This is a genomic window from Bacterioplanoides pacificum, from assembly GCF_042648445.1.
Taxonomy (GTDB): domain Bacteria; phylum Pseudomonadota; class Gammaproteobacteria; order Pseudomonadales; family Oceanobacteraceae; genus Bacterioplanoides; species Bacterioplanoides pacificum.
This window is the reverse complement of record NZ_JBHRYB010000013.1, coordinates 89,565-111,127: the sequence shown is the minus strand read 5'-3', so window position 1 is coordinate 111,127 and position 21,563 is coordinate 89,565. Positions and strand designations below refer to the sequence as shown.

16 protein-coding genes are annotated in these 21,563 nt (G+C 51.4%); 6 read left to right on the top strand and 10 right to left on the bottom strand.

Features of this window, described 5'->3' with window-relative positions; genetic code table 11:
• Positions 1 to 48: 48 nt before the first annotated feature.
• On the top strand, positions 49 to 1,542 hold the full coding sequence (locus tag ACFOMG_RS11715; RefSeq protein WP_376866860.1) for an IS91-like element ISCR2 family transposase: 1,494 nt from the start codon (positions 49 to 51) through the stop codon (positions 1,540 to 1,542).
• A gap of 272 nt (positions 1,543 to 1,814) precedes the next feature.
• On the opposite strand, the gene ACFOMG_RS11710 is transcribed toward ACFOMG_RS11715, so the two are convergent.
• The 4 genes from ACFOMG_RS11710 to sul2 all read right to left on the bottom strand — a co-directional run bounded on the left by ACFOMG_RS11710 (position 1,815) and on the right by sul2 (position 6,116).
• Positions 1,815 to 2,699: an Mph(G) family macrolide 2'-phosphotransferase gene (locus ACFOMG_RS11710; RefSeq protein ID WP_014386803.1), complete on the bottom strand. Its 885-nt coding sequence runs from the start codon at positions 2,697 to 2,699 to the stop codon at positions 1,815 to 1,817.
• 4 nt (positions 2,700 to 2,703) lie between these two features.
• Positions 2,704 to 3,927: a macrolide efflux MFS transporter Mef(C) gene (gene mef(C) / locus ACFOMG_RS11705; protein WP_085286200.1), complete on the bottom strand. Its 1,224-nt coding sequence runs from the start codon at positions 3,925 to 3,927 to the stop codon at positions 2,704 to 2,706.
• 84 nt (positions 3,928 to 4,011) lie between these two features.
• Positions 4,012 to 4,959: an IS30 family transposase gene (locus ACFOMG_RS11700; RefSeq protein ID WP_376866859.1), complete on the bottom strand. Its 948-nt coding sequence runs from the start codon at positions 4,957 to 4,959 to the stop codon at positions 4,012 to 4,014.
• A gap of 341 nt (positions 4,960 to 5,300) precedes the next feature.
• A complete protein-coding gene (sul2, locus tag ACFOMG_RS11695) occupies positions 5,301 to 6,116 on the bottom strand; it encodes a sulfonamide-resistant dihydropteroate synthase Sul2 (RefSeq protein WP_001043260.1) in 816 nt (271 codons plus the stop codon).
• Positions 6,117 to 6,737: 621 nt separating this feature from the next.
• Between sul2 and ACFOMG_RS11690 the strand changes: the two genes are divergently transcribed.
• The 3 genes from ACFOMG_RS11690 (at position 6,738) to ACFOMG_RS11680 (ending at position 10,232) form a co-directional block, all read left to right on the top strand.
• Positions 6,738 to 7,388 carry a hypothetical protein gene (locus ACFOMG_RS11690; RefSeq protein ID WP_376866814.1) on the top strand — a complete coding sequence of 217 codons (651 nt, stop codon included), beginning with the start codon at positions 6,738 to 6,740 and terminating at the stop codon, positions 7,386 to 7,388.
• Positions 7,389 to 7,680: 292 nt separating this feature from the next.
• Entirely contained in the window at positions 7,681 to 8,349 is a 669-nt protein-coding gene (locus tag ACFOMG_RS11685; protein ID WP_376866813.1) for a DUF6882 domain-containing protein, read from the top strand.
• A 563-nt stretch (positions 8,350 to 8,912) separates the two neighbouring features.
• Entirely contained in the window at positions 8,913 to 10,232 is a 1,320-nt protein-coding gene (locus ACFOMG_RS11680) for a hypothetical protein (protein WP_376866812.1), read from the top strand.
• Positions 10,233 to 10,284: 52 nt separating this feature from the next.
• On the opposite strand, the gene ACFOMG_RS11675 is transcribed toward ACFOMG_RS11680, so the two are convergent.
• Positions 10,285 to 10,539, bottom strand: a complete 255-nt coding sequence (locus tag ACFOMG_RS11675) for a winged helix-turn-helix transcriptional regulator (protein ID WP_376866811.1) — start codon at positions 10,537 to 10,539, stop codon at positions 10,285 to 10,287.
• On the opposite strand from ACFOMG_RS11675, the gene ACFOMG_RS11670 reads away from it, so the two are divergent.
• Positions 10,525 to 11,460, top strand: coding sequence for an MBL fold metallo-hydrolase (locus ACFOMG_RS11670; RefSeq protein ID WP_376866810.1), 936 nt, complete (start codon positions 10,525 to 10,527; stop codon positions 11,458 to 11,460). The genes ACFOMG_RS11675 and ACFOMG_RS11670 overlap by 15 nt on opposite strands.
• Before the next feature lie 13 nt (positions 11,461 to 11,473).
• On the opposite strand, the gene ACFOMG_RS11665 is transcribed toward ACFOMG_RS11670, so the two are convergent.
• The 3 genes from ACFOMG_RS11665 to fabB all read right to left on the bottom strand — a co-directional run bounded on the left by ACFOMG_RS11665 (position 11,474) and on the right by fabB (position 18,694).
• The gene (locus ACFOMG_RS11665; RefSeq protein ID WP_376866809.1) at positions 11,474 to 12,223 is read right to left on the bottom strand and encodes a substrate-binding periplasmic protein; all 750 of its coding nucleotides are present in this window, start codon (positions 12,221 to 12,223) and stop codon (positions 11,474 to 11,476) included.
• 95 nt (positions 12,224 to 12,318) lie between these two features.
• Positions 12,319 to 17,232: an ATP-binding protein gene (locus ACFOMG_RS11660; RefSeq protein WP_376866808.1), complete on the bottom strand. Its 4,914-nt coding sequence runs from the start codon at positions 17,230 to 17,232 to the stop codon at positions 12,319 to 12,321.
• 250 nt (positions 17,233 to 17,482) lie between these two features.
• Positions 17,483 to 18,694 carry a beta-ketoacyl-ACP synthase I gene (gene fabB, locus ACFOMG_RS11655; RefSeq protein ID WP_376866807.1) on the bottom strand — a complete coding sequence of 404 codons (1,212 nt, stop codon included), beginning with the start codon at positions 18,692 to 18,694 and terminating at the stop codon, positions 17,483 to 17,485.
• 176 nt (positions 18,695 to 18,870) lie between these two features.
• Between fabB and ACFOMG_RS11650 the strand changes: the two genes are divergently transcribed.
• Positions 18,871 to 19,122, top strand: coding sequence for a hypothetical protein (locus ACFOMG_RS11650; protein ID WP_376866806.1), 252 nt, complete (start codon positions 18,871 to 18,873; stop codon positions 19,120 to 19,122).
• A gap of 76 nt (positions 19,123 to 19,198) precedes the next feature.
• Here the strand turns inward: ACFOMG_RS11650 and ACFOMG_RS11645 are convergent, their stop codons facing one another.
• Together ACFOMG_RS11645 and ACFOMG_RS11640 are read right to left on the bottom strand one after the other, a co-directional pair.
• A complete protein-coding gene (locus tag ACFOMG_RS11645; RefSeq protein ID WP_376866805.1) occupies positions 19,199 to 19,981 on the bottom strand; it encodes a phosphatase PAP2 family protein in 783 nt (260 codons plus the stop codon).
• Positions 19,971 to 21,557 carry an ArnT family glycosyltransferase gene (locus tag ACFOMG_RS11640; protein ID WP_376866804.1) on the bottom strand — a complete coding sequence of 529 codons (1,587 nt, stop codon included), beginning with the start codon at positions 21,555 to 21,557 and terminating at the stop codon, positions 19,971 to 19,973. Before ACFOMG_RS11640 ends, ACFOMG_RS11645 begins: the two co-directional genes overlap by 11 nt.
• Between the last annotated feature and the right edge of the window lie 6 nt (positions 21,558 to 21,563).

Below are 21,563 nucleotides of genomic sequence, written 5' to 3'. Positions count from 1 at the left end.
GCTAAGCGATAGACTGTATGTAAACACAGTATTGCAAGGACGCGGAACATGCCTCATGTGGCGGCCAGGACGGCCAGCCGGGATCGGGATACTGGTCGTTACCAGAGCCACCGACCCGAGCAAACCCTTCTCTATCAGATCGTTGACGAGTATTACCCGGCATTCGCTGCGCTTATGGCAGAGCAGGGAAAGGAATTGCCGGGCTATGTGCAACGGGAATTTGAAGAATTTCTCCAATGCGGGCGGCTGGAGCATGGCTTTCTACGGGTTCGCTGCGAGTCTTGCCACGCCGAGCACCTGGTCGCTTTCAGCTGTAAGCGTCGCGGTTTCTGCCCGAGCTGTGGGGCGCGGCGGATGGCCGAAAGTGCCGCCTTGCTGGTTGATGAAGTACTGCCTGAACAACCCATGCGTCAGTGGGTGTTGAGCTTCCCGTTTCAGCTGCGTTTCCTGTTTGCCAGCCGGCCCGAGATCATGGAGTGGGTGCTGGGCATCGTTTACCGCGTCATTGCCACGCACCTGGTCAAGAAAGCGGGCCATACCCACCAAGTGGCCAAGACGGGCGCGGTCACCCTGATCCAGCGTTTTGGATCGGCGCTCAATCTGAATGTTCACTTCCACATGCTGTTTCTCGACGGTGTGTATGTCGAGCAATCCCACGGCTCAGCGCGTTTCCGCTGGGTCAAGGCGCCGACCAGCCCAGAGCTCACCCAGCTGACGCACACCATCGCCCACCGGGTGGGTCGCTATCTGGAACGGCAAGGCCTGCTGGAACGGGATGTCGAAAACAGCTATCTGGCCTCGGATGCGGTGGATGACGACCCGATGACACCCCTGCTGGGGCACTCGATCACTTACCGTATCGCTGTCGGTTCACAGGCGGGGCGAAAGGTGTTCACTTTGCAAACTCTGCCGACCAGTGGTGATCCGTTCGGTGACGGGATTGGCAAGGTAGCCGGGTCCAGCCTGCACGCCGGCGTGGCGGCCAGGGCCGATGAACGCAAGAAGCTCGAACGGCTGTGCCGGTACATCAGCCGCCCGGCGGTATCCGAGAAGCGGCTGTCGTTAACACGAGGCGGCAACGTGCGCTACCAGCTCAAGACGCCGTACCGGGACGGCACCACGCACGTCATTTTCGAACCATTGGATTTCATTGCAAGGCTGGCCGCCCTGGTACCGAAGCCCAGAGTCAACCTAACCCGCTTCCACGGGGTGTTCGCACCCAACAGTCGGCACCGGGCGTTGGTCACGCCGGCAAAACGGGGCAGGGGCAACAAGGTCAGGGTGGCTGATGAACCGGCAACACCAGCACAACGGCGAGCGTCGATGACATGGGCGCAACGGCTCAAGCGTGTTTTCAATATCGACATCGAGACCTGCAGCGGCTGCGGCGGCGCCATGAAAGTCATCGCCTGCATTGAAGACCCTATAGTGATCAAGCAGATCCTTGATCACCTGAAGCACAAAGCCGAAACCAGCGGGACCAGGGCGTTACCCGAAAGCCGGGCGCCACCGGCTGAGCTGCTCCTGGGTCTGTTTGACTGACGAGCCTGAAGGCCAACGATACCAATCAAAATGCTGCGTTCACAGCGCCGCGGCAGGGATCCGCCGTGCTGGTTGTCGGAAAAGGAGCCGCTAGTGGGAAAGAGGAGGGTAAATTTTCAGCGTTGCTGGCTCCCCGTCAGCCGGATTGGGTTGCATCGCAGGGGTGTCGAAAGAGTCAACTGCGGTCCAAAGCTGTTGGACTTGGGTGAAAAGGGCGTTTATTCTTCCTATACGTTGACCCGATTAAGGTGTCAGCCCCTACTAAAAAAAATCTACTCAACACCTAACTGTAATTTTGCAGAACTAAGATGAATTTCATCTTGTGTTTCTAAAGCAAAATATCCATAAGCTAGAGGTGCGGCAGCAGCTCGTTCAACTGCTTGTTCAAACAGTTTATCCCATACTTCTCCACCTTGTTTTTCGTATGCCGCAATTAAATTTTTCAGACTTTCTTCACCGAAAACAGTAACGTGACCTGAAAAATCTTGTGCTATATCGCTGACTTGTGCAGTTGACCAATCAATAATTCCACAAACTTCTCCATTATGATGAGTAAGTGTATGACCTGCATACAAATCACCGTGAATGAATTTTGTAAAATTCGGCCATAAGGCATCATTATCCAGCCATTTTTGGTACCGAAGTTCTAATTCGGCATTTATCCCTAATTCAGATTTCACCAAAATCAATCTTTCAGAAATCTCATTTCTAACCTGTTCAGGTGTCAAAATTTTTAGATTATTACGAAGTACTTCTTCCGTAGGAATTGAATGAAGTTCTATAAGTGCTTTCGCTAATGATGGTATATAAAGGTCGTTTTCTTTAGACATATTCCAGGTTACTTCATAAGTCTCCGCATCATAAGTAAGTGCAGGTTTTCCATCGAGCAAAGGATAGGCTACCAGTTTTTCATTAGCTATACGCCAATCAGGAACTTGAACCGAAAGGTATTTCGACACCAATTGAAGAATGCGTTTCTCATTCGCAATCTGTTCGCCTAAGGTTGTTCTTCTTGGAATACGCAACAACCACTTTGTGCCATCCCTATCTGTAGCGAAACCAACCTTAAAATCAATTCCCATTTCATTAAAACTCATTTCATCCGAAAGAATTAACCCATTTCTTTCCGCTAATTTTTGAATATCTCTATTTTTCATTTTTTTAAATATTTTTGATTTTACCTAATTGCATTAAGTTGCGAGTGCTAAACGAAAGAATACCCACAAGGATTGCCAAACAACCGCTTATGATAAACGTAATGTTTACACCAATAACTTCTGCAATCAGGCCTGTGAATAATAAACCGATTACACTTGGCAAAACTGCCAAACTATAATAAAGTGAAAATACACGTCCTAATTTTTCAGGACTTACCTCTGTTTGTACAATTGCTGTAAAACAGCCATTGAAAACAGACAGGCTGATACCGCCAATGGCTGTTACCATCACAAATCCTACAAACCAACTTGCAGGTAATACACCACTCAAAATAAATGTAAGTCCCAATAATACATACATAACATTGACTGCGACTACTTTTGAGCCTTTCAATTTGAAAATACTCAGGATGACACCGCCAATAAGCATACCTCCGCCCCAAACCACTTCTACAATTCCTATCTCCCATTTTCCTCCTGCAAAATGCCCTGTTGTGAGCAACGGAAACATAATGGCAGCTGGCATTATAACAAAGGTTATCGCCATTGCATAAAGAAAAAGATAACGCAAACCTTTGTTTTTTGAAACAGTCTGAAACCCTTCCGAAAATTCTGTAGCAATAGAATGTGCAGACGATTTTGACTTCGCAACCACATTGGGAATTTTCACCATCACGAGTGAAAGAATAGCCAGCAATGCTCCAATCAAATCCAAGTACAATACTTTTGAAATAGGAAGATAAGCAATGGCTAATGTGCCAATGGCAGGACCACCAATACTGCAAACCGAATGTAACACCTGATTAATTCCTGCTACCTTTATCAATTCATTTTGGGGTACAATCAGCGGAGCAATTGCCTGTAGTGCCGGAGCGTGAAAAGCATTACCAACAGAGCGTAAACCCAATAAAATGTATATCCATATAAGATTAACATTTTCATTTTGTAAAATGACGAGTAACAAAAGGGCACAGAGAGCTATAAAAGCATCCGAAAAAATCATTACATATTTACGATTGAGACGGTCAACATATACACCTGCTATTAAGCCTATCAATGCTTGAGGCAACATAGCTGCTATTCCTGCGTAGGCTAAAACTTCGGCTGACTTGTACTCCAGACTAAGCCATATAACAATAGCAAACTGAACAGCATAACTTGTAAGCATTGAAGCAAACTGTCCAGCCCATATAAACATATAGGTCTTAAACCATTTACGGTTTTCCATAAAAACTTGATTAAATTATACAACAAAATAATTGTAGCATAATACTAATAGAGCGCGAATTCAACTCCGAAGTGCGACACCCGCCTATGCAGCCTGAAGGTATTCTTGGAACACCATTTCGGGCTGCCTGAATCCGAGGCATTTACGAGGCCTCAGGTTTAACCTTTTCTCTGCCCACCGCACATCTTCATCCGTAATCAGCCTCAGATCTGTGCCCTTCGGGATGAACTGCCGCAGCAGCCCGTTGAAGTTCTCGTTCAGTCCGCGTTCCCATGAGGAGTATGGGTGAGCAAAGTAGAACTCCGCCCCCAGCGCATCCGATATGGCCTTGTGTTCGACGAACTCGCTGCCGTTGTCCGCCGTGATTGTATGCACATGGTCGGCATAGGGCATGAGCATATCGATGATCGCATCCCGCACATCCGCAGCCCGCTTGGCGTCGACCCTGCGAACCAGATATAGACGACTCTTGCGCTCCGCCAGTGTGACCAACGCCCCGCTACCATGCCTGCCCAGAACAGTATCGACCTCCCAGTCACCAAAGCGCTCCCGCGTGTCCACGATGGCCGGACGATCGTCGATCGAAATCGGCTCCGAGATGACCGCACGCTTGCTGTTGCTGCCCTTGCGGTACCGTTTGTGCCCTTGGCGCAATGTCTTGTAGAGCTTGCCGCCACGGGCCTTATCGACAGCGACATGACGGTATATCCACTCATGGCTCACCGGCAGACCAATGAGCTTGCCGATACCGCTGATCTGTTCCGGACTCCAATGCCAAGACAACGTCAGCTCCACATACATGACGGTCTGCTCCGGCACTCTGTATTTGCGTGCCATGACTCGACGTGCGCGGCTTCTGGCATGAGCTTCCTCGGGTTCATATACCCCGTCATGACTGTTACGCTTCATCTCCCGATAGACTGTGGAGCGATGAACTTCAACTACAGTAGCGATAGCTGCAGGGGAATATCCCTGCGTAAGGAGAGCCGATATCTGGTATCGTTTCCCCTCGGTCAACTGCTGATAACTCATGGTGATACTTACTTTGACTTTGGCGAGCTGAAGCGTACCACCTTCGGCAGTTGGCCACCTCTCGCCGTTCAGCCATGAGTGTCGCACTTATTATCTGAATTCCCGAGTACTATACCATAAAAGTGGGTTTTGAAGAGAATTACCCTAATAATTATTTAATCCAAGGCTTTGCCACGTGTTGTATACTTTTTGGAAGTGAAGCCACAAAAGTACAAATTATTATCTCAAAAAATAAGCTATTTTATCAAAATTAAGCCCAGCAGCTAACATGAACTCGGGTCGCCCTCAAAGGGGACATGCCTGCTGAACCGCGAATATAGAGAAATATCCCGAATGTGCAGTTAACGAATTCTTGCGGTTTCTTTCAGCGCCGCCAATACCGCCAGCCCGTCGCGCAAGGGGCGCGGCTCGTGTGTGCGGATGAAGTCAGCTCCACCTGCGGCGGCGGCAAGCTCTGCAGCGAGTGTCGCGGCCCCGACATCCCCCGGACCACGGCCTGTGAGCGCGCGCAGAAAGGATTTGCGCGAAACAGACAGAAGCACCGGCAAATCGAAGCGCAGCCGCAATTCATCGAACCGCGCCAGCACCGAGAGCGAGGTTTCGGGAGCAGCCCCCAGAAAAAACCCCATGCCGGGATCAAGGACAAGGCGGTTGCGTTTGATACCGGCACCCGTCAGCGCCGCGATGCGCGCGTCAAAGAACGCCGCAATGTGATCCATGATGTCGCCAGCGGGTGCCTCGCGCCGATCTGCCTGCCCGTCTTGCACCGAATGCATAACGACGAGTTTGGCAGATGATTTCGCCAATTGCGGATAGAACGCAGCGTCTGGAAAACCGCGAATATCATTGAGATAGGCCACACCACGCGACAAGGCATAGGCTTGCGTCGCGGGTTGATAACTGTCGAGCGAGACGGGAATGCCATCTGCCTTGAGCGCGTCCAGCACCGGCGCGATACGCGCGATTTCTGTGTCGGACGAAACAGGCGCGGCGTCGGGATTGCTGGATGCCGGACCGAGGTCGATCACATCTGCCCCCTCGGCCATCAGCTTACGCGCCTGCGCAATGGCTGCGTCTGGCGCCAGATACCGGCCTCCATCGGAGAAACTGTCCGAGGTTATGTTGACGATGCCGAAAATGATGAGCGATTTATTCATGGGGGCTTCTATAATAATAATAATCGAGCATGAGTATCATACGGATGCTCGGGTCGAAAGGGAATCCCCAGGCGAGTAACCTGTTTGCGGTGATCCATTAGCTGCAGGAGCAGAAGAGCATACATCTGGAAGCAAAGCCAGGAAAGCGGCCTATGGAGCTGTGCGGCAGCGCTCAGTAGGCAATTTTTCAAAATATTGTTAAGCCTTTTCTGAGCATGGTATTTTTCATGGTATTACCAATTAGCAGGAAAATAAGCCATTGAATATAAAAGATAAAAATGTCTTGTTTACAATAGAGTGGGAATGATCTTTAAAGCGTAGCTTTATCGAATTAATTTCATTCGGTAACAAAACCGCCTTCGGGCGGTTTTTTTATGCCCGCCGTTGGCGCTGACTACCCCCTCGTTCCCACGCTCCGCGTGGAAATGCCTGCCACTCGCTCCCATAGTGCCTCTCGGGGTGAAAACCACTCGCTCCCACGCTCTGCGTGGTAGCGGTTTGTACATTCATGCCTGTGGGCGTAGCTGGCTGCTCAGAATTGCAGAACCACTACATGTACCTCCTAAAGGAAGCATCCTTATAACCAAGACTGAGCAGCGGCACGTTACCGAAGTGCTGGGTGTGGAAGAACATAAAATTAGAGGGATTCAATCCTCAAACGGAAGTAAGTTCAAAACAATTTGTGAAAGGTGTAACAATGAACATTTAGGTGAGAATGACTCTGAGGTTGCAAGAGTCTGCAAATCGCTAACAAATAGAATACGTCGCTATTCAATCTCTCGTAATAGTCCCAATATAGTAGTAGATGTTAATGCTGTGAAATACTCTAGAGCAATGATAGGGCACATACTGTCAGCTACATCTGTTGAGGAGTGCAAAACTGAATCTCAGATATCTCCATATTTTGATCCTCTTAAGCAGTTTGTTCTTGGGAATAATGATGCAATTAGCGATACTCACGAAATCTATTATTGGTTTTATCCATATGATAGGCATGTGAGTGCTAAATACGTTGGATTCAAAAATGAGGGCCATACAGCAATCGTTAGCTTGTTAAGCTTTTTTCCAATAGCGTTCATGGTTACAAAAATTAATGAAGGTACCTATCCATTTCATGCTAGAAAGCTTTCGTTATCTGATACTAAGCTTGAGCTAGATTTGTCACCTAGAGGATTTGAATACTCGGCATTTCCATTCCATGAATTGCGAGGAAACCAGCTATTAGCTATGGTGGACTATCAAGCGACTGTCAGTGATCCAATCGAGGAATAAATAGTTAATCAGGATGCCTGAACTAATATCCCTGAAAAATCTCTTACTCCATTTCGGCCTGTTATCACTGGACCACTTTTTTGAAAATATTCAGTCGGATAAAAAATTAATAAATTCAGATTTTGAAGGTGAATGCTGCGCTCAGGTGGCTCTGATGCTGAACTCTTTTCTCAGCGGAGCGGTCGGAAAATGTGATGCAATCAGAAGTACGCGTCAGAGCCGGTGTCTGGCTTAATCACCTCTCTGATATACTGCCGCTTTCCGAGTAAATATCACGTTAAAGGAGAATACGGTGAGTCCGGAATTCAGAAAGTTGCTGTCTCAGCATGTCGGTAGTGCTTTTGCCAAACAGCTGGCGTTTGCAGAGTTATTAGGTGAAAGGGGGTGGGGCGTTGATCTGGGAGCAGGTCAGGCGACTTTTGGTGATGACTTATGTTTCCCGATTCAGTTATTGGGTACGGAATCAGACGGTGATAATTCCTGGTTGTGGGCCTGGGCCAATCAGGCAAGCAACCTGCCGGCTGCGTTGCTGAAAAGTGGCGAAGATTTAAAAGCACTGGGTGAAGAATTAAACATAGCCGAGCTGAAGGAACGCAGCTATTCAACGAGTGTTGCCGATGGTCATGCCATTGCTATGATGGCCTCCGTGCTGAATCCGTTAAGTTGTTATTATCGCGGACCTTATGACGGTGGAGCTTTGTATTTCCTGCTGAATGATCTGCCGCCACAGGTAACGGCTCCGGTATCTCCGCAGCAGGCTGTTTCTGTTATCTCTCAGGTTATTTCTGTCTTTGATGTTGATCACCGGCTTATGATAACCGCGTTTCTGACAGCACAGGGCTACGCAGTCAGTGAAACGGAAGCGTCAATTTCGGCGGTGACAGAAGCCGGTGATTTAACGTTTGTATTTGACGCTGACGGACGTCTGGCGGATATTAATGGCAACTTACAACCCGCATAAAAAATGGAGTGTTATCTGTGGCTTGTTCTGAAACCCACTGCCCGGTTTGCAGATGGATGTGCAGTATTTCAGTGATGCATGCCCTGGTTATTATTGTTTTGCTAATGAAACCAAGGAGATGACCACGCAGGAAATCATGGCGTACTTTGCTGATAAAATTTAACGGCTAACCCGATTTAAGCGCTGCCCGGTATTCTGGGACGACGATTTTTTTTGCCCGTCTGAAGCAGCAATCGCAGGGTAAGACGTTGTGTGTGATTCGATCCCTGGCCGAGCTGAATCGGCCGGCATAGTGCGATACGGTATTTAACTCAGAAAGTATTCAATGCAGAAGGTATTCAATGAGCGTCCAGGTAAATAATCGTGGATGCATCGCGTGAATATTTCAGTCTGATTTTCAGGGACATTCTTAAGAATTAACCCTTTAGGGTTAACTGAGTTACCCGGAGAATATCTGAGTTAACGATGGATCGGTTTTGTATCAGAAGGAGGGCAATTTTTCGTTGCCCTTTGCCTATCGCCGGTTAAACTTGAACAACTTACCGATACCCAAAGGACTTAGTATGTTGTTCAAACATGTCATGTCGGCTGCCTTGCTAGTGTGTTTAACCCAGCCGGTGATTGCCGAAACCTCTCTTAGCAATCCTGACGCTAAATACGCTGATCGCAGTTGTCCGTTGAAGCAGCACATCAAGCATAAAACCGCATTGGATGCCGATTGCCGCTGTGGTCATAACTCCAGCATCAGTACCGGAATTGAAGAGTGCATGCGCCCCACTGAGGTGGCTTTGAACCGCGGCAGCACCATTGGCGAAGGCCCGTCTTTTGCGACCTACCATAACGCTCATATCAGTGGTGGATTTATTGATTACGACAATAATGAGCTGATTGCCTCTGTCTACTGGGATAACAGTAAAGACGGTAAAGGTCTGGTGGTGGCGTACAATATGGATGATTGGTCGCGACGTTTTGTCAGTGGTGATGCTCAGGATGAATACGGTCATCACACCATTGCCGAGGGCCCGGCGTTTAACTTGTTAAAAGATATTAAGCCGGGGCCGGATGGCAACTGGTATGCCTTTTCTTATGTGTATCGTAAAAACAACAAGAACAGTTTTGGCAGTGGTCCGGTCATTTTGCGCGTTAATCCTGAAAACGGCCAGCGCAGTGTGGTGTGGGAAGCGCGTAATGGCGAATATGGCCAGTGCCCATCCGGGCGTAAAACCATTCGCCGGGAATCCCAGAAGTACGTCCAGTATACTCAGGAAGTGTTTGCCGTTGACCCGCAGGACGGCTCCTTCATCGTTAGCTTTAATAACAGCAAAATGGGTGGAACCGGTTTTGCCCGGGTAAGCTCAGATGGTAAGCAGTGTGATTTTATCTCTCTCAGTGGCAAGCGGGATGATGGTCTGAAAGTGGGCCGTGGTCTCGATATGCGTGGCCCGATGCTGGGGGCGTATTTGCACAATGGTAAAATCTATACCCATTCTACGGGGGAAAAAACCCTGTTTGAAATCGACCCGAATAGCGGTAATCGCAAGGCTATTTTGCGTAAATCGCCAAAGCCTCAGGCCTGGCGGCATATTCAGTGGGATGATCAGCGTGGCGTGTTCTGGATTTCCGGGAAGATGAACTCGGCGATGGTGACGGCTTATAAACCGGGTGCTAAATCGATTTTAATCACCGATAAAAGCTGCAGTGGCCGAGACCCCTGGGCCTCCTGGTTCCCGTTGTGCAAAGAAGGTCCGCTGGCAACGTTAACGCTGAATTATGGTCCGATGTGGTTGAATAAAAACACCGGTACCTTGTTGTTTGGCTACGATTCGGTCGGCATTGTGGAATTTGAGCCGGAAAGCGGCAATTCGATTAATCGCAGTTTGTAACTCACCTTTAATCATTCGCTGTTCCTCGCCTGAACAGCAATACCCTTGGCCGCTAGCGAATTTTGCCAGTGGCCTGATCAGTGCTTAATGCAAAAAATTCTGCCGGGATGTGGTAACACTCCGGGTGATGCTGTTGCGACCATAATGCCAGTTGCTGAATAACCGGCAATAAGCCCAGGCCTTTATCCGTCAGATGATACTCATAACGCAGCGGTCGCTGCTGATATGGCTGTTTGGTCAACTTTTTGTGCAATATGCTATTATCTGATAACTCATTAAAGAGAACCGTAATATGAGTGACTACCATGTCATTGCGCACGCCCATGGCATTTACCAGCTGGATGCCGATTATATCGCTGAAGGTCTGGCCAGTGTGTATTTGCTGGAGCAACAGGGCCGGCTGGCGATCATCGAAACCGGCACAGCCAGCAGTGCGGCTCATTTGCTGGCTCTGATTGCCGACCTGGGGTATCAGCCAGAGCAGGTGGACTGGATCATTCTGACCCATATTCATCTCGATCACGCCGCAGGTGCCGGCACCTTGATGCAACACTGCCCACAAGCCACCCTGGTGGTTCATCCGCGTGGTGCACGTCATATGATAGATCCACAAAAGCTGGAAGCCGGTACCCGGGCGGTGTATGGCGATGAACAATACCAGGCGTTATACGGCGCTTTGGTGCCGGTGGCTGCTCAGCGGGTGATGAGCGTGGAGGATCAGCAAACGCTGGATTTTAACGGCCGGACACTGACATTTTTCGATACCCCGGGGCACGCCTTACACCATATCTGCATCCACGACAGCGCCAGTAATGCGGTATTTACCGGTGATACTTGTGGTTTGTCCTACCGTCAGTTTGATGATGCTGATGGCCGGCCGTTATTATTTGTGACCACCACGCCGGTGCATTTTGATCCACAAGCTATGCGTGCCAGCATTAACCGGATCTGGGCACTGCAGCCTGAGGCCTTGTATCTGACGCACTTTGGCCCGGTGGCGGCCAGCGACGATAATCGCCAGCAGTTATTTGCCAGTCTGGAGGCTTTTGTGGCGCTGGCACAACAACAGGATGATGAAGCCTCGCTGACAGAGGCCATTCTGAACTGGCTGACCAGCCAGCTGACGCAACGTGGCCTGGATGGCGATCAGGCACGGCGCTGGTTACAGACGGATGCGCGGCTGAATGCTCAGGGGTTATTGGTGTGGCGCCAGCGCCAGGCTGGCTGACGGCAGCGGATTATTAGTCGGCAATGTTATGTTTATACGACTGCCTCAGGATAGCGTCATAACGGCCGTTGGCGCGAATTTCCGCCAGGCCGCGATCGAGATCGCGGGCGTAACGCCGGCTGCTGGCCTTACTTTTATTAAACGCCAGATAGATGTCGCTGACGTGATTCAGCGCTCCGCGGCTGAGTTGTCCCTGAGTGTCGGTTTGTTGCATGGTGTAGTCGGCTACCCGGTCAAACATAATCGCCATCTCTGCCCGACCGGACAGCAATAATTTAATAACCTGTTCCTGAGTCGATACTCTGACCAGCTGGAAACGTGCCTGATTAGCGACAAAGGTATTGCCGTATTCGTAGTTATTAATCACTGCAATGCGGGTATTGTCCGGTACCTCGGCCAGTGATTGATACGACTGTTCCCGGCCGCGTGGATAATAAAAATAACCACTGGCACGCAATAGTGGCTGCTGGCCAAAATGAAACCGCAGCCGGGTGGAGTCATCCAGCGTGACGTTCCAGACTGCGTCGGCATCGCCGTAATCGGCCAGTGTCAGTGCCCGGGCGTAAGGTACCGCTTCGCTGCGAAAATCATGACCAACCACCTGTAACGCAGCGCTGACCAGTTGTTGTGAAATGCCCTGGCCCTGACTGTCGGAGTAGGGTGGCCAGCTGTCTTCGGCGGCGATGTACAGGGTATCTGCGCTGAGGCTGGCTGCATAACAGCACAGCAATATCAGGCTGTGGCGAAACGATGATAAGAGCATAAGCATTCCGGCTGTGTGGCTTACATCAATATAATTGTTATGGGAATAAAAACGCCACCTTGCGGTGGCGCTGTGTGCTGCTCTGTTGAGCTGGATCAGGCTTCGCCGTTATCCTTAACCGGCTTGACGACGTACAGCAGATCGCCTTGGTTCACCTGCTGGCCATCGGCGTTCATGATGCGGGTCACCTTAAAGCGCTGGCTGGCCGGATACAGTTCGTTATCCTGACGGTTAAACTGTTTCAGGCTCAGTGGTGTGAACATTTTCATCGCTTCCATCAGACACAGGGTCTGCTGTACATCGATGATATCGCCTTCTTTAACAAAGGGCGGTTCACTCGGCGACGGTGAGCCATAAAAAATACTGGTACTTGGTGACAGTACTTTCAGCTCATCGGAACCTTCGATCTTCAGCTCCGAAGCGTCGACCGCATCGGCGCTTAAATCGGCCGCTTGCTCGATGTCGCTGATCAGTGCATCAACGTCCATCCGGGCCAGGAACTGTGGCAGATAGGTGGTATCGTAAACACCGTTACGGAAGACCTCGTCATCCAGCACCCGCTTCAGCAGCGGAATGTTGGTGCAGACGCCGGTGATCCGTACTTCGTCGAGGTAAGCACGCAGTTTGGCGATGGTATCGTCGCGGTCTTCGCCGTAACAGATAATCTGAGTCACCATGCTGTCGTAGAAGGGAGATACCTGTTTACCCGCTGCCGCCATCGAAATCAGTTCAATATGATCTTTTTCCGGCAAGACGCAGTCGCGGATCAGTCCAGGGGTTGGCACAAACTCGACGTCGTCGCCTTTACGGACGGCTTTTTCCGCGTTGACCCGGACTTCGATGGCGTAACCTTTGGCAACCGGCTTGAGATCGTCAATCGCTGCTCCTTCGGCAATTTTAAATTGGGTGCTGACGATATCGATGCCAGACACCCGTTCCGTCACCGGGTGTTCAACCTGCAGCCGGGTATTCATTTCCATAAAGTAGATGGCGTTGTTATCCAGATCGAAAATAAATTCGACGGTGCCGGCACCCACATAATTGACCGCATCGGCCAGTTTCGCTGCGAAGTCGTACGCCCCTTGTTCCAGCTCGCGTGGCAGCATGGTGGAACCGGATTCTTCAAAAATTTTCTGATTATTACGCTGTACCGAGCAGTCACGCAGGCCGAGAATTTTGGTATTACCGTGGCTGTCACGTAATACCTGCACTTCAATATGGCGCAGCGAGGTGACGTATTTTTCCAGGTAGACATCGCCGTTACCAAAGGCGGCTTTGGCTTCGGTGGAAATCTGATGGAACAGGGTATGAATCTTATCCGGTGATTCCACCACCTGAATGCCTTTACCACCACCACCGTGTACCGCTTTTAACAGCACCGGGTAACCAATTTCGTCAGCCACGCTGGCGGCATTGGCCGAGCTGGTCAGGATACCGTGCGAGCCGGGCACCACAGGAACCTCAACCCGCATGGCGGTATTAATGGCGTTGGATTTGTTACCCATGGTTTCCATTGAGGACACCGGCGGACCGACAAAATTAATATCGTGGTTGCCACACAAGGCAGCAAATTGGCTGCTTTCCGACAGGAAACCAATCCCGGGGTGCAGGGCATCGATGCCTTCGTGATGGGCAACCCGTAATACCGATTTGGCGTTCAGGTAGGATTCGTCCGGGGTATTACCACCGATACACACCACCCGGTCTTCCGGCCCCAGCATGTCCACCGGTACCGAATCCATATCCGGGTCGGATTGCACCAGTACCACTTTGATGTCGTTGTCCTGAGCTTTGCGGATCAGTTTGACCGCAGTACAGCCGCGGGCATGGATAAGTACTTTATCAATTTTGCTGTATTTTTTGTTGTCGTCGGACATTTCACCGGTATCCGGTGCTAACCGGGCGGCGGTAATATAGCCCTGCAGAACCCGATCAAGGACATCATCGACAGTGTGACGTGCGGTTGGCATATCCGGGTCGATGGCGCGCAAACGGCTATCAAGATCGTCGAAAAACGGGTGCTGAACCAGGCCGTCCATGGATTCCGGCGACACCGACAAATAGTTCGATAACGTGCAGGTGCTTGGCAGGTAACTCGGCACCACAATCTGACCGGCAAACGGCATATTGGTGCCGGAGAAATAATAGGTCTGGGCCAGCGGGTGGGTCACAAACGATGCCTGAGCACCACCGGTACAGTCACCAAAGCCAAATACCACAATCGGCAGGTCGTTATCACGAATAAAGCGGGTGATGCGGTCGTTGACAATGGCCATGGAGAACAGCGCCGCGGCCCCTTCTTTGGTTTGCATGCCACCGGAGGAAACAAAACACACAATCGGCAGCTGCTGACGGGCGCATTCGACCATCAGTTTGCAGAATTTTTCCGCACTGGCCATATCGAAGGCGCCGGCCTGAAAGTTCAGATTCGATACCAGAGCGCCCACACGTTGCTGGCGCTCACCAATTTTGATGGTGCCGATGCCGGTGATCACGCCGCAGGGTTTTTCCCCTTTGTTCAGCGCACCTTCAATTGAGCTGCGAAAACCGGGGAAGGCGACCGGGTCGGCGGACATCAGAGAGGCATTGGTCTCTTCGAAGTCGGCAAAGAAGCGCTCGATGATGGCATCCGGGGAGGTCTTTTTCTGACGTTTGGTATCGTCCAGAACCTGCTGAATCAGCAGATCGTGGTACCCCATAGTCAGACGGTTCCAGAAGTCTTTGCGGCGGCCAATGGAGACCGGGTTAATACGGCCATTGTAGTTTTTACCTTCCTGTTCGGCTTCGTGATATTCCGCCAGCAGTTTTTCGAAGATAAAGGTAATCACCACAAACAAGGTGTCAGACAGGCGCGGGAAGGCCAGCTTTTTCCACTCTTCCACGGATTTGAGGAAGTCGACCCGGGCAGAGCTCTTAATAAAGTAACTCAGCCAGTGGTTAAAGGATTCGCGTTGTTGTGGCGTATAGCTCGGACCATCGGTGGCTTCGGCGAGGGATTTTTCCAGCAGTTCCTTCACCGCATCACGTGACAACGCCCGGGTTTCGTTGGCCTCTTTGGCCACGCTTACCAGGTTGGAAATAAAGTTATCGTACAGCTGGCCAAACACCAGCATGTTCTGGCATACCTGGGTGAATTCATGACGCAGTTCGTCGTGCAGAATGGCATCAAGAATGGTGATGTCCGGGTGAGCCGGGTTCTGAATGTTTTCCTGACGAAACTGAATATAAGGCGCCAGGGCTTCTTCGACGATACGCCGGTTCGCTTCGACGCTGGCGGCGGCAACGCTGTTGGTAAGGGCTTCAGTACGGGCAGACAGCTTAAGCTGGTCGCGTACTTCAGCCGGAATCGCCTGTTGTTTTAATACCGTGTTCAGCGCGCTGGCAATCGATTGTTTCAGCGCGCCTTTGGTGTGTTCGCCGGCCATCTGACGGGTCAGGTCCTGACGCACTTCATGGGGCAGGGCTTCACGAATGTAAGCTGCCAGCGGATGAGGGTTGTTTTCGATAAAGTCGGCGACCTCATCGGTATCGAGAATATCGTTGGCGCGTAACAGGAAACGACTTTGTTTGTAGTCTTCCAGGTAATTCAGCAGGCCCTGGAAGTTTACCGGAGCATCGGCTTTCCAGCGGTTAAACAGATACAGGCCGAGGCTGAAACACAGCTCCTGCTTGGCTTTCAGATAGTTGTTTTTCGGCTCACCAAAAAACATCCGGGCAATGGTTGAACGGCTTTCGTCGCGGTCTTCGTATTTGCTCCAGAAGGTTTTCCAGTTTTTGTGCAGCTGATCGTCGTAAACGATTTTTTCCGGCGCTTGTAACCAGTTCTGGAATTTACGCGCGGCTTCACGTTCGTTGCGCTGTTGCAGCTGGCCTTCAGGAATTTCTTTTTCTGCCAAGCGGCCGTAGTTTTCCACCGTGGTGGAATGAATACGACGGCGCAGTGCCAGGTAGCGGGTGTAACGGTAGGTCAGACCAAAAATATTCAGGTGTTCGGTCGGCGATTCGGCCAGGAAGAAGTTGGTCTTTTTCTGCATTTTGGCCAGCTTTTCCGACGGGCTTAAAAAGCGTTCGATGGCACGCTGGTAATGATCCATCAGATACGGGTTATTACGGGCAAATTCCGCTGAGCTGGCTTCGATCGATTCAATGCCGCTGACCACTGCCTGGTGCAGATTAAAGCGTTTTTCATCGGCATCGGTGGGGGCGTAATCGATGATGCCATCAATGATGCCGGCTTCTTTTAACTCGAAACCGGACACCCCGACGTATTTGGCACATTCCTGCCACGACAGGTTGTATTTACGCGCAATGGACGCCAGACCCTGTGGCTGAATGGTATTAAAAATACCGTCACGCACGGATAACAGGATATTGGTGGTGGCCAGCGGAATGGCGCCACCGGAATAACCGGCACCCCAGATAATCCCCAGCGTTGGCACATCGTTATTGGCCATTTCGGTGATCAGGTGGGAAATTGAATGTGCCTGGTTACCGGCGTTTGCGGCTTCACCGGCGTCGGCTCCGGGGGTGTCGATAAAGGTCACAATCGGCATTGAACGCTGAGCAAAGGCACGTACCTGCTCTGCGGCTTTATTGTGATGTTGTGGTCCCCAGACGCCGTTGGCGTGTTCGCGGTTCTGGCAGATAAAACCAACCCGCCGCACTTTACCGGCGAAATCCATATCCGCTTCACAGGTGTACAGCGGGCCGTCTTCGACTTCGGTAATCACCCGCAGAATCAGGTGTTTAACGATGGCTTTGGCGCCCATGCGGCTATTGCTTTCGCTCGGCGCAACAACTTGCTCGATGTAATCATCGATGTTCAGTGCAGCCAGACGCTCACGTTCGTTGTCACACTGTTCCGGGGCAATCAGCCCTTTTACCGTGTGATCGACCGGGTTGTCGTCGTATTCGGGAAAAAGAGAAAAGTCCGCGGATAACTGCTCCGCTTTTAAAAACAGCTGATCGGTGCTGGCGTGATCAGAGGATGGAACCTGTTTTTCTGTCATTGTTACTCAATCCATACTAGGTCAAAACACGGCCAACCAAAGTCAGGTGATACGGGGTTGGCCAAACATAAATACCGGGCTGGCATTCGATCTTCAGGAGACGATATTCGCTTCGCTTAAAACGCCGCAGATCAGTGCTGCGGCGCTTTTTCCTGAAAGAGGGGTAATGCCCTTATTTCATCACTGAGTATGTCATTTTTTGCAGTAGGTGAACAATCACAACAAAACAATTATGACACCCATTTAACAATCAGATTTTGTTAAAAATCAGCGTGGCGTTGGTGCCGCCAAAACCAAAGCTGTTAGACATCACAGTATTGAGTTCTTTATCACGGTTTTCGGTGACAATATCGAAGCCCTGAGTGCCTTCATCCAACGCTTCGATGTTGGCGCTGCCGGTAATAAAACCGTGCTTCATCATCAGCAGGCTGTAGATGGCTTCCTGTACTCCGGCAGCACCGAGTGAGTGGCCGGTCAGGGATTTGGTGGAGCTGATCGGCGGACGTTGTGTCGCGAATGCTTCACCGACGGCTTTTAACTCAGTGATATCACCGGCCGGGGTGCTGGTACCGTGAGTATTCAGATAATCAATTACCGGGTTGCCGGCCATTTCCAGTGCCATCTGCATGCAGCGGATGGCGCCTTCGCCGGACGGCGCAACCATGTCGGCACCGTCGGAAGTGGCACCATAACCGCTCAGCTCGGCATAAATAGTGGCGCCCCGGGCGACGGCGTGTTCGTATTCTTCCAGTACCAGCATGCCGCCACCGCCAGCGATGACAAAACCATCACGGCTGGAGCAATAAGCGCGGGAGGCTTTTTCCGGCGTGTCGTTGTATTTGCTCGATAACGCGCCCATGGCATCAAACTGAGCGGTTAGGCTCCAGTGTTCTTCTTCACCGCCACCGGCAAACACCACGTCCTGTTTGCCCCACTGAATCAGTTCCATCGCATGACCAATACAGTGGGCGCTGGTGGCACAGGCAGACGTCATGGAGTAGTTCACCCCTTTGATCGAAAACGGCGTGGCCAGGTTAGCGGAGGTGGTGGAGCCCATGGTGCGGGTAACGCGGTAAGGACCGACTTTACGAATGCCTTTTTCACGCAGGATATCGACCGATTCAACGATGTCGGATGATGATGCACCGCCGGAGCCGGTGACTAAACCGGTGCGCGGGTGGCTGACGATGTCGTCGGCCAGGCCGGCGTCTTCGATGGCCTGTTTCATCGACAGGTACGCGTAGGCGGCAGAGTCCCCCATAAAACGCTTCAGTTTGCGGTCGATGTGTTCCGCCAGGTCAATATTGGGGCTGCCGGCAACATGGCTGCGGAATCCCATCTCTTCGTAGGACGGCTGGAAGGAAATACCGGAACGTTGTGCCTGCAGTGAGGCCAGCACTTCCTCTTTGTTGTTTCCTAAACAACCCACAATTCCCATACCGGTTACGACGACACGACGCATAATTTTATCTCAACTTGTGTTATTTCATTTTTTGCCAGCATATTACCGAAAGATTGAGGTAATATTTCAGCTTTGGGCAATATTCGTTAGCTCCACTATATAGCAGTGGCTGAAAAGGCTTAAAGAAAAATATTGTTGAAGCCAAGTTGTTAATATCAATTTAAAAGGTAGTATTTGTGATGTCAGATCAAGGTATTCGCTGGCAGCGGGCCCAGGAGCTGATGCGTGAGAACGCGCTGGATATTGAGACCATGGCGGCCTGCCTGGGAATTGATGAAAGCAAACTGACGGCAATGCTGGCCGATACCCCTAAGCGTAAGATTCCCGACAGTCTGGCACAGCTGATGGAGCAGACGTTTTCCAAGCCACAGGGCTGGCTGGATCAGGGTGAAGACGGCGGTATCAGTTATGATTTGTTTGGCGCCTGATGGCGCTGATTTCCGATGTTATAAAAAAGGCTCCGCGAGGAGCCTTTTTTATAACCTGGATTCACCGCCGCCGACGTTAGTCAGCACGCAGCGCCCGTAACAGCGGCAACCAGTAACGCTGCATGGCCAGCGCTAAGGCGGCCAGGCTGGCCAGTATGCTCAGCGCCTGGGTGTCGGGGTAACGATCATCGTGAAACGCCAGTGCCAGGCTGGCCAGCGTCAGTAATATCAGGCTGAAAAAACGCCAGCCATTGCTTTGCAGCCAGCGATAGCGGTACTCCAGTCTGACACATAACCAGGCGAACAGAATGCCGCTGCCGCTGCCCACCAGAATATCCAGTGGCCAGTGGGCGCCGACCATGGCCCGGCTGATCGCGGCCAGAAAACCAATCGCCAGAATCAGTAACGCCGGGGTGTGATGTTTCAGATTCAGGGCAATCAGGCTGGCTGCGCTCATTGCGGTAAAGGCATGACCGGAAGGAAAACTTTCGTTTTTCAGCGCCGGGCCAATTAAACGGAAGCTGTCGGCTTCAAGCACCGCCGGTGGCCGAGGTACGTTCAGTCCTTGTTTAATAAGGTGCACAAACAAACCACCCAGCAGCAACAATAATAATGACTGGCCTAACAGGCGGGGGTGGTAGCTGGCCACCATCAGGATGGCAGCGACGGCGAATAAGGTATCAGCAACCAGTGTCAGATTGGCCCAGACTGCGGCGGGCAGATGTGCACCGGCGCCATTCCAGAGACTGAACCAGCTGGCATTCAACTGCTGGCTCCAGAGCCACAAAGCGAGCGCTAATAACAATGCCGCCGTGCTCAGCAGCGCGATACTGAGGCGGGACTGAGTATTATTGCTCATGGCTGGACGATTCCTGCGGGCTCTCTGTCTGACTGCCATCGGTACGGCGGATAATCACAATCGGACCCGACTGAAACAAAACGTCGTAATGGGGGATGCTTTTCACCCGGTCTTCGCGGCCATAGCCCACTTCGCCGGGTTGCAGTGAACGGCGTTCGGTCCAGGTGCCGAGGTAAACGTTAAAGCTGGGCATATCGATGGACTGCGTGATAACAGGTTCATTCAGCTGTTTGGCAAACTGGGCAGCGTCCCATACCGGTCGTTGTTGCGCTTCGCTGATGGCGGGGACAAAAACAAACCAGACAAACAATGTCTGAATGCCACCGACCAGAATCAGTGCGGCCCAGGGACTGAGGCGGCGCCATAAGATCAGTGCCAGCGCCACCAACCAGGCCAGCGCGGCAATAATGGCAAAATCCTGATTAATGTATTCCGCAGCGCGTTGTGCGGCGGCAATTTCAATCGGATTGGTCAGGCTGGCGGTAATGGTTGGGATCAGCAGTGGGAAAGCCACCATTAAGGCAAAAAACAGCGACGGGAACAGCAGGCTGAACCAGCGGCTGCTGAGCCAGGTGCGATACCGGGCCATCAGAATAACCAGCGGTGTCACGCCGTACAGAATGTAATGTGGCAGTTTGGTGCTGGCCAGGCTGAATAACGTCAGCACTACCAGGAACCAGATCCACAAATAACGGTTCAGCAGGTCGGGTTGTTCGGCTGTGCTGCGAATGGTGCGGATGCTGGGCACGATGCGTAACAGCAGGGCGCCAAACGGCGCCAGGATAAACGGCAATAACACCACATAAAACAATGGCCCGCCATCGTGGCCTTCCATCGCGTTGTTAAAGCGGCTGACGTTATGTTTCAGGATAAAACCATCAATAAAATCCTGCCCCTGGGCCAGGTATTCGAGCACATACCAGGGCGCAGCGATGGCGAGAAACAGCAGCCAGCCGGGGAAATAAAACAACGCCTGCAGCAGCGCGTCTTTTTTGCCCGACCAGAGGAAGAATATTGCGGCCACCAGTAGCGGAATGGCGACTGCCACCGGCCCTTTGGTTAATACGCCCAGCGCCATCAGGGCGTAAATAATGGCCAGTAAGCGATTGGACGGGTCGGTACTGTAGCGGTAAATACACAGCAGCGAGGCCGCTAATAAGGCGTTCAGCAGGGCGTCGGCGGTGGCGACGTGGGCAATCATATTGATCCCCAGAGCGGCAGCCGCAATCAGTGCGGCGGCAATGGCGGTGCTTTGATCGAGGTAGCGACGGGTAAAGAAAAAGATCGCCAGCGACCAGCTCAGCCCTGCCAGTGCCGACGGCAGCCGGAACGCCCAGACTTCGGTGCCGAACAGCGCCATTGATGCGCCCTGTAACCAATAAATCAGGATAGGTTTATCAAACCGCACCCGGTCGTTGAGGTAGGTGGTGATAAAATCACCCCGTTCGAACATACCACGGGTGGCTTCGCTGAATGCCCCCTCATCGTGATCGAATAACAGGTAGCCGCCGAGATTGACAAAAAAGAAAGCAATCAGGGCGGCAATCAGCCAGTAGGGGACAGACAGATTACGCATAAGTGA

What these genes read in the sequence shown, in the direction of transcription:
- ACFOMG_RS11715 (WP_376866860.1), top strand. Translation starts at nt 49, where the DNA reads ATGCCTCATGTGGCGGCCAGGACGGCCAGCCGGGATCGGGATACTGGT.
- ACFOMG_RS11710 (WP_014386803.1), bottom strand. Translation starts at nt 2,699, where the DNA reads ATGAAAAATAGAGATATTCAAAAATTAGCGGAAAGAAATGGGTTAATT.
- ACFOMG_RS11665 (WP_376866809.1), bottom strand. Translation starts at nt 12,223, where the DNA reads ATGCTCTTATCATCGTTTCGCCACAGCCTGATATTGCTGTGCTGTTAT.
- ACFOMG_RS11660 (WP_376866808.1), bottom strand. Translation starts at nt 17,232, where the DNA reads ATGACAGAAAAACAGGTTCCATCCTCTGATCACGCCAGCACCGATCAG.
- sul2 (WP_001043260.1), bottom strand. Translation starts at nt 6,116, where the DNA reads ATGAATAAATCGCTCATCATTTTCGGCATCGTCAACATAACCTCGGAC.
- ACFOMG_RS11680 (WP_376866812.1), top strand. Translation starts at nt 8,913, where the DNA reads ATGTTGTTCAAACATGTCATGTCGGCTGCCTTGCTAGTGTGTTTAACC.
- fabB (WP_376866807.1), bottom strand. Translation starts at nt 18,694, where the DNA reads ATGCGTCGTGTCGTCGTAACCGGTATGGGAATTGTGGGTTGTTTAGGA.
- ACFOMG_RS11670 (WP_376866810.1), top strand. Translation starts at nt 10,525, where the DNA reads ATGAGTGACTACCATGTCATTGCGCACGCCCATGGCATTTACCAGCTG.
- ACFOMG_RS11700 (WP_376866859.1), bottom strand. Translation starts at nt 4,959, where the DNA reads ATGAGTTATCAGCAGTTGACCGAGGGGAAACGATACCAGATATCGGCT.
- ACFOMG_RS11675 (WP_376866811.1), bottom strand. Translation starts at nt 10,539, where the DNA reads ATGGTAGTCACTCATATTACGGTTCTCTTTAATGAGTTATCAGATAAT.
- ACFOMG_RS11645 (WP_376866805.1), bottom strand. Translation starts at nt 19,981, where the DNA reads ATGAGCAATAATACTCAGTCCCGCCTCAGTATCGCGCTGCTGAGCACG.
- ACFOMG_RS11640 (WP_376866804.1), bottom strand. Translation starts at nt 21,557, where the DNA reads ATGCGTAATCTGTCTGTCCCCTACTGGCTGATTGCCGCCCTGATTGCT.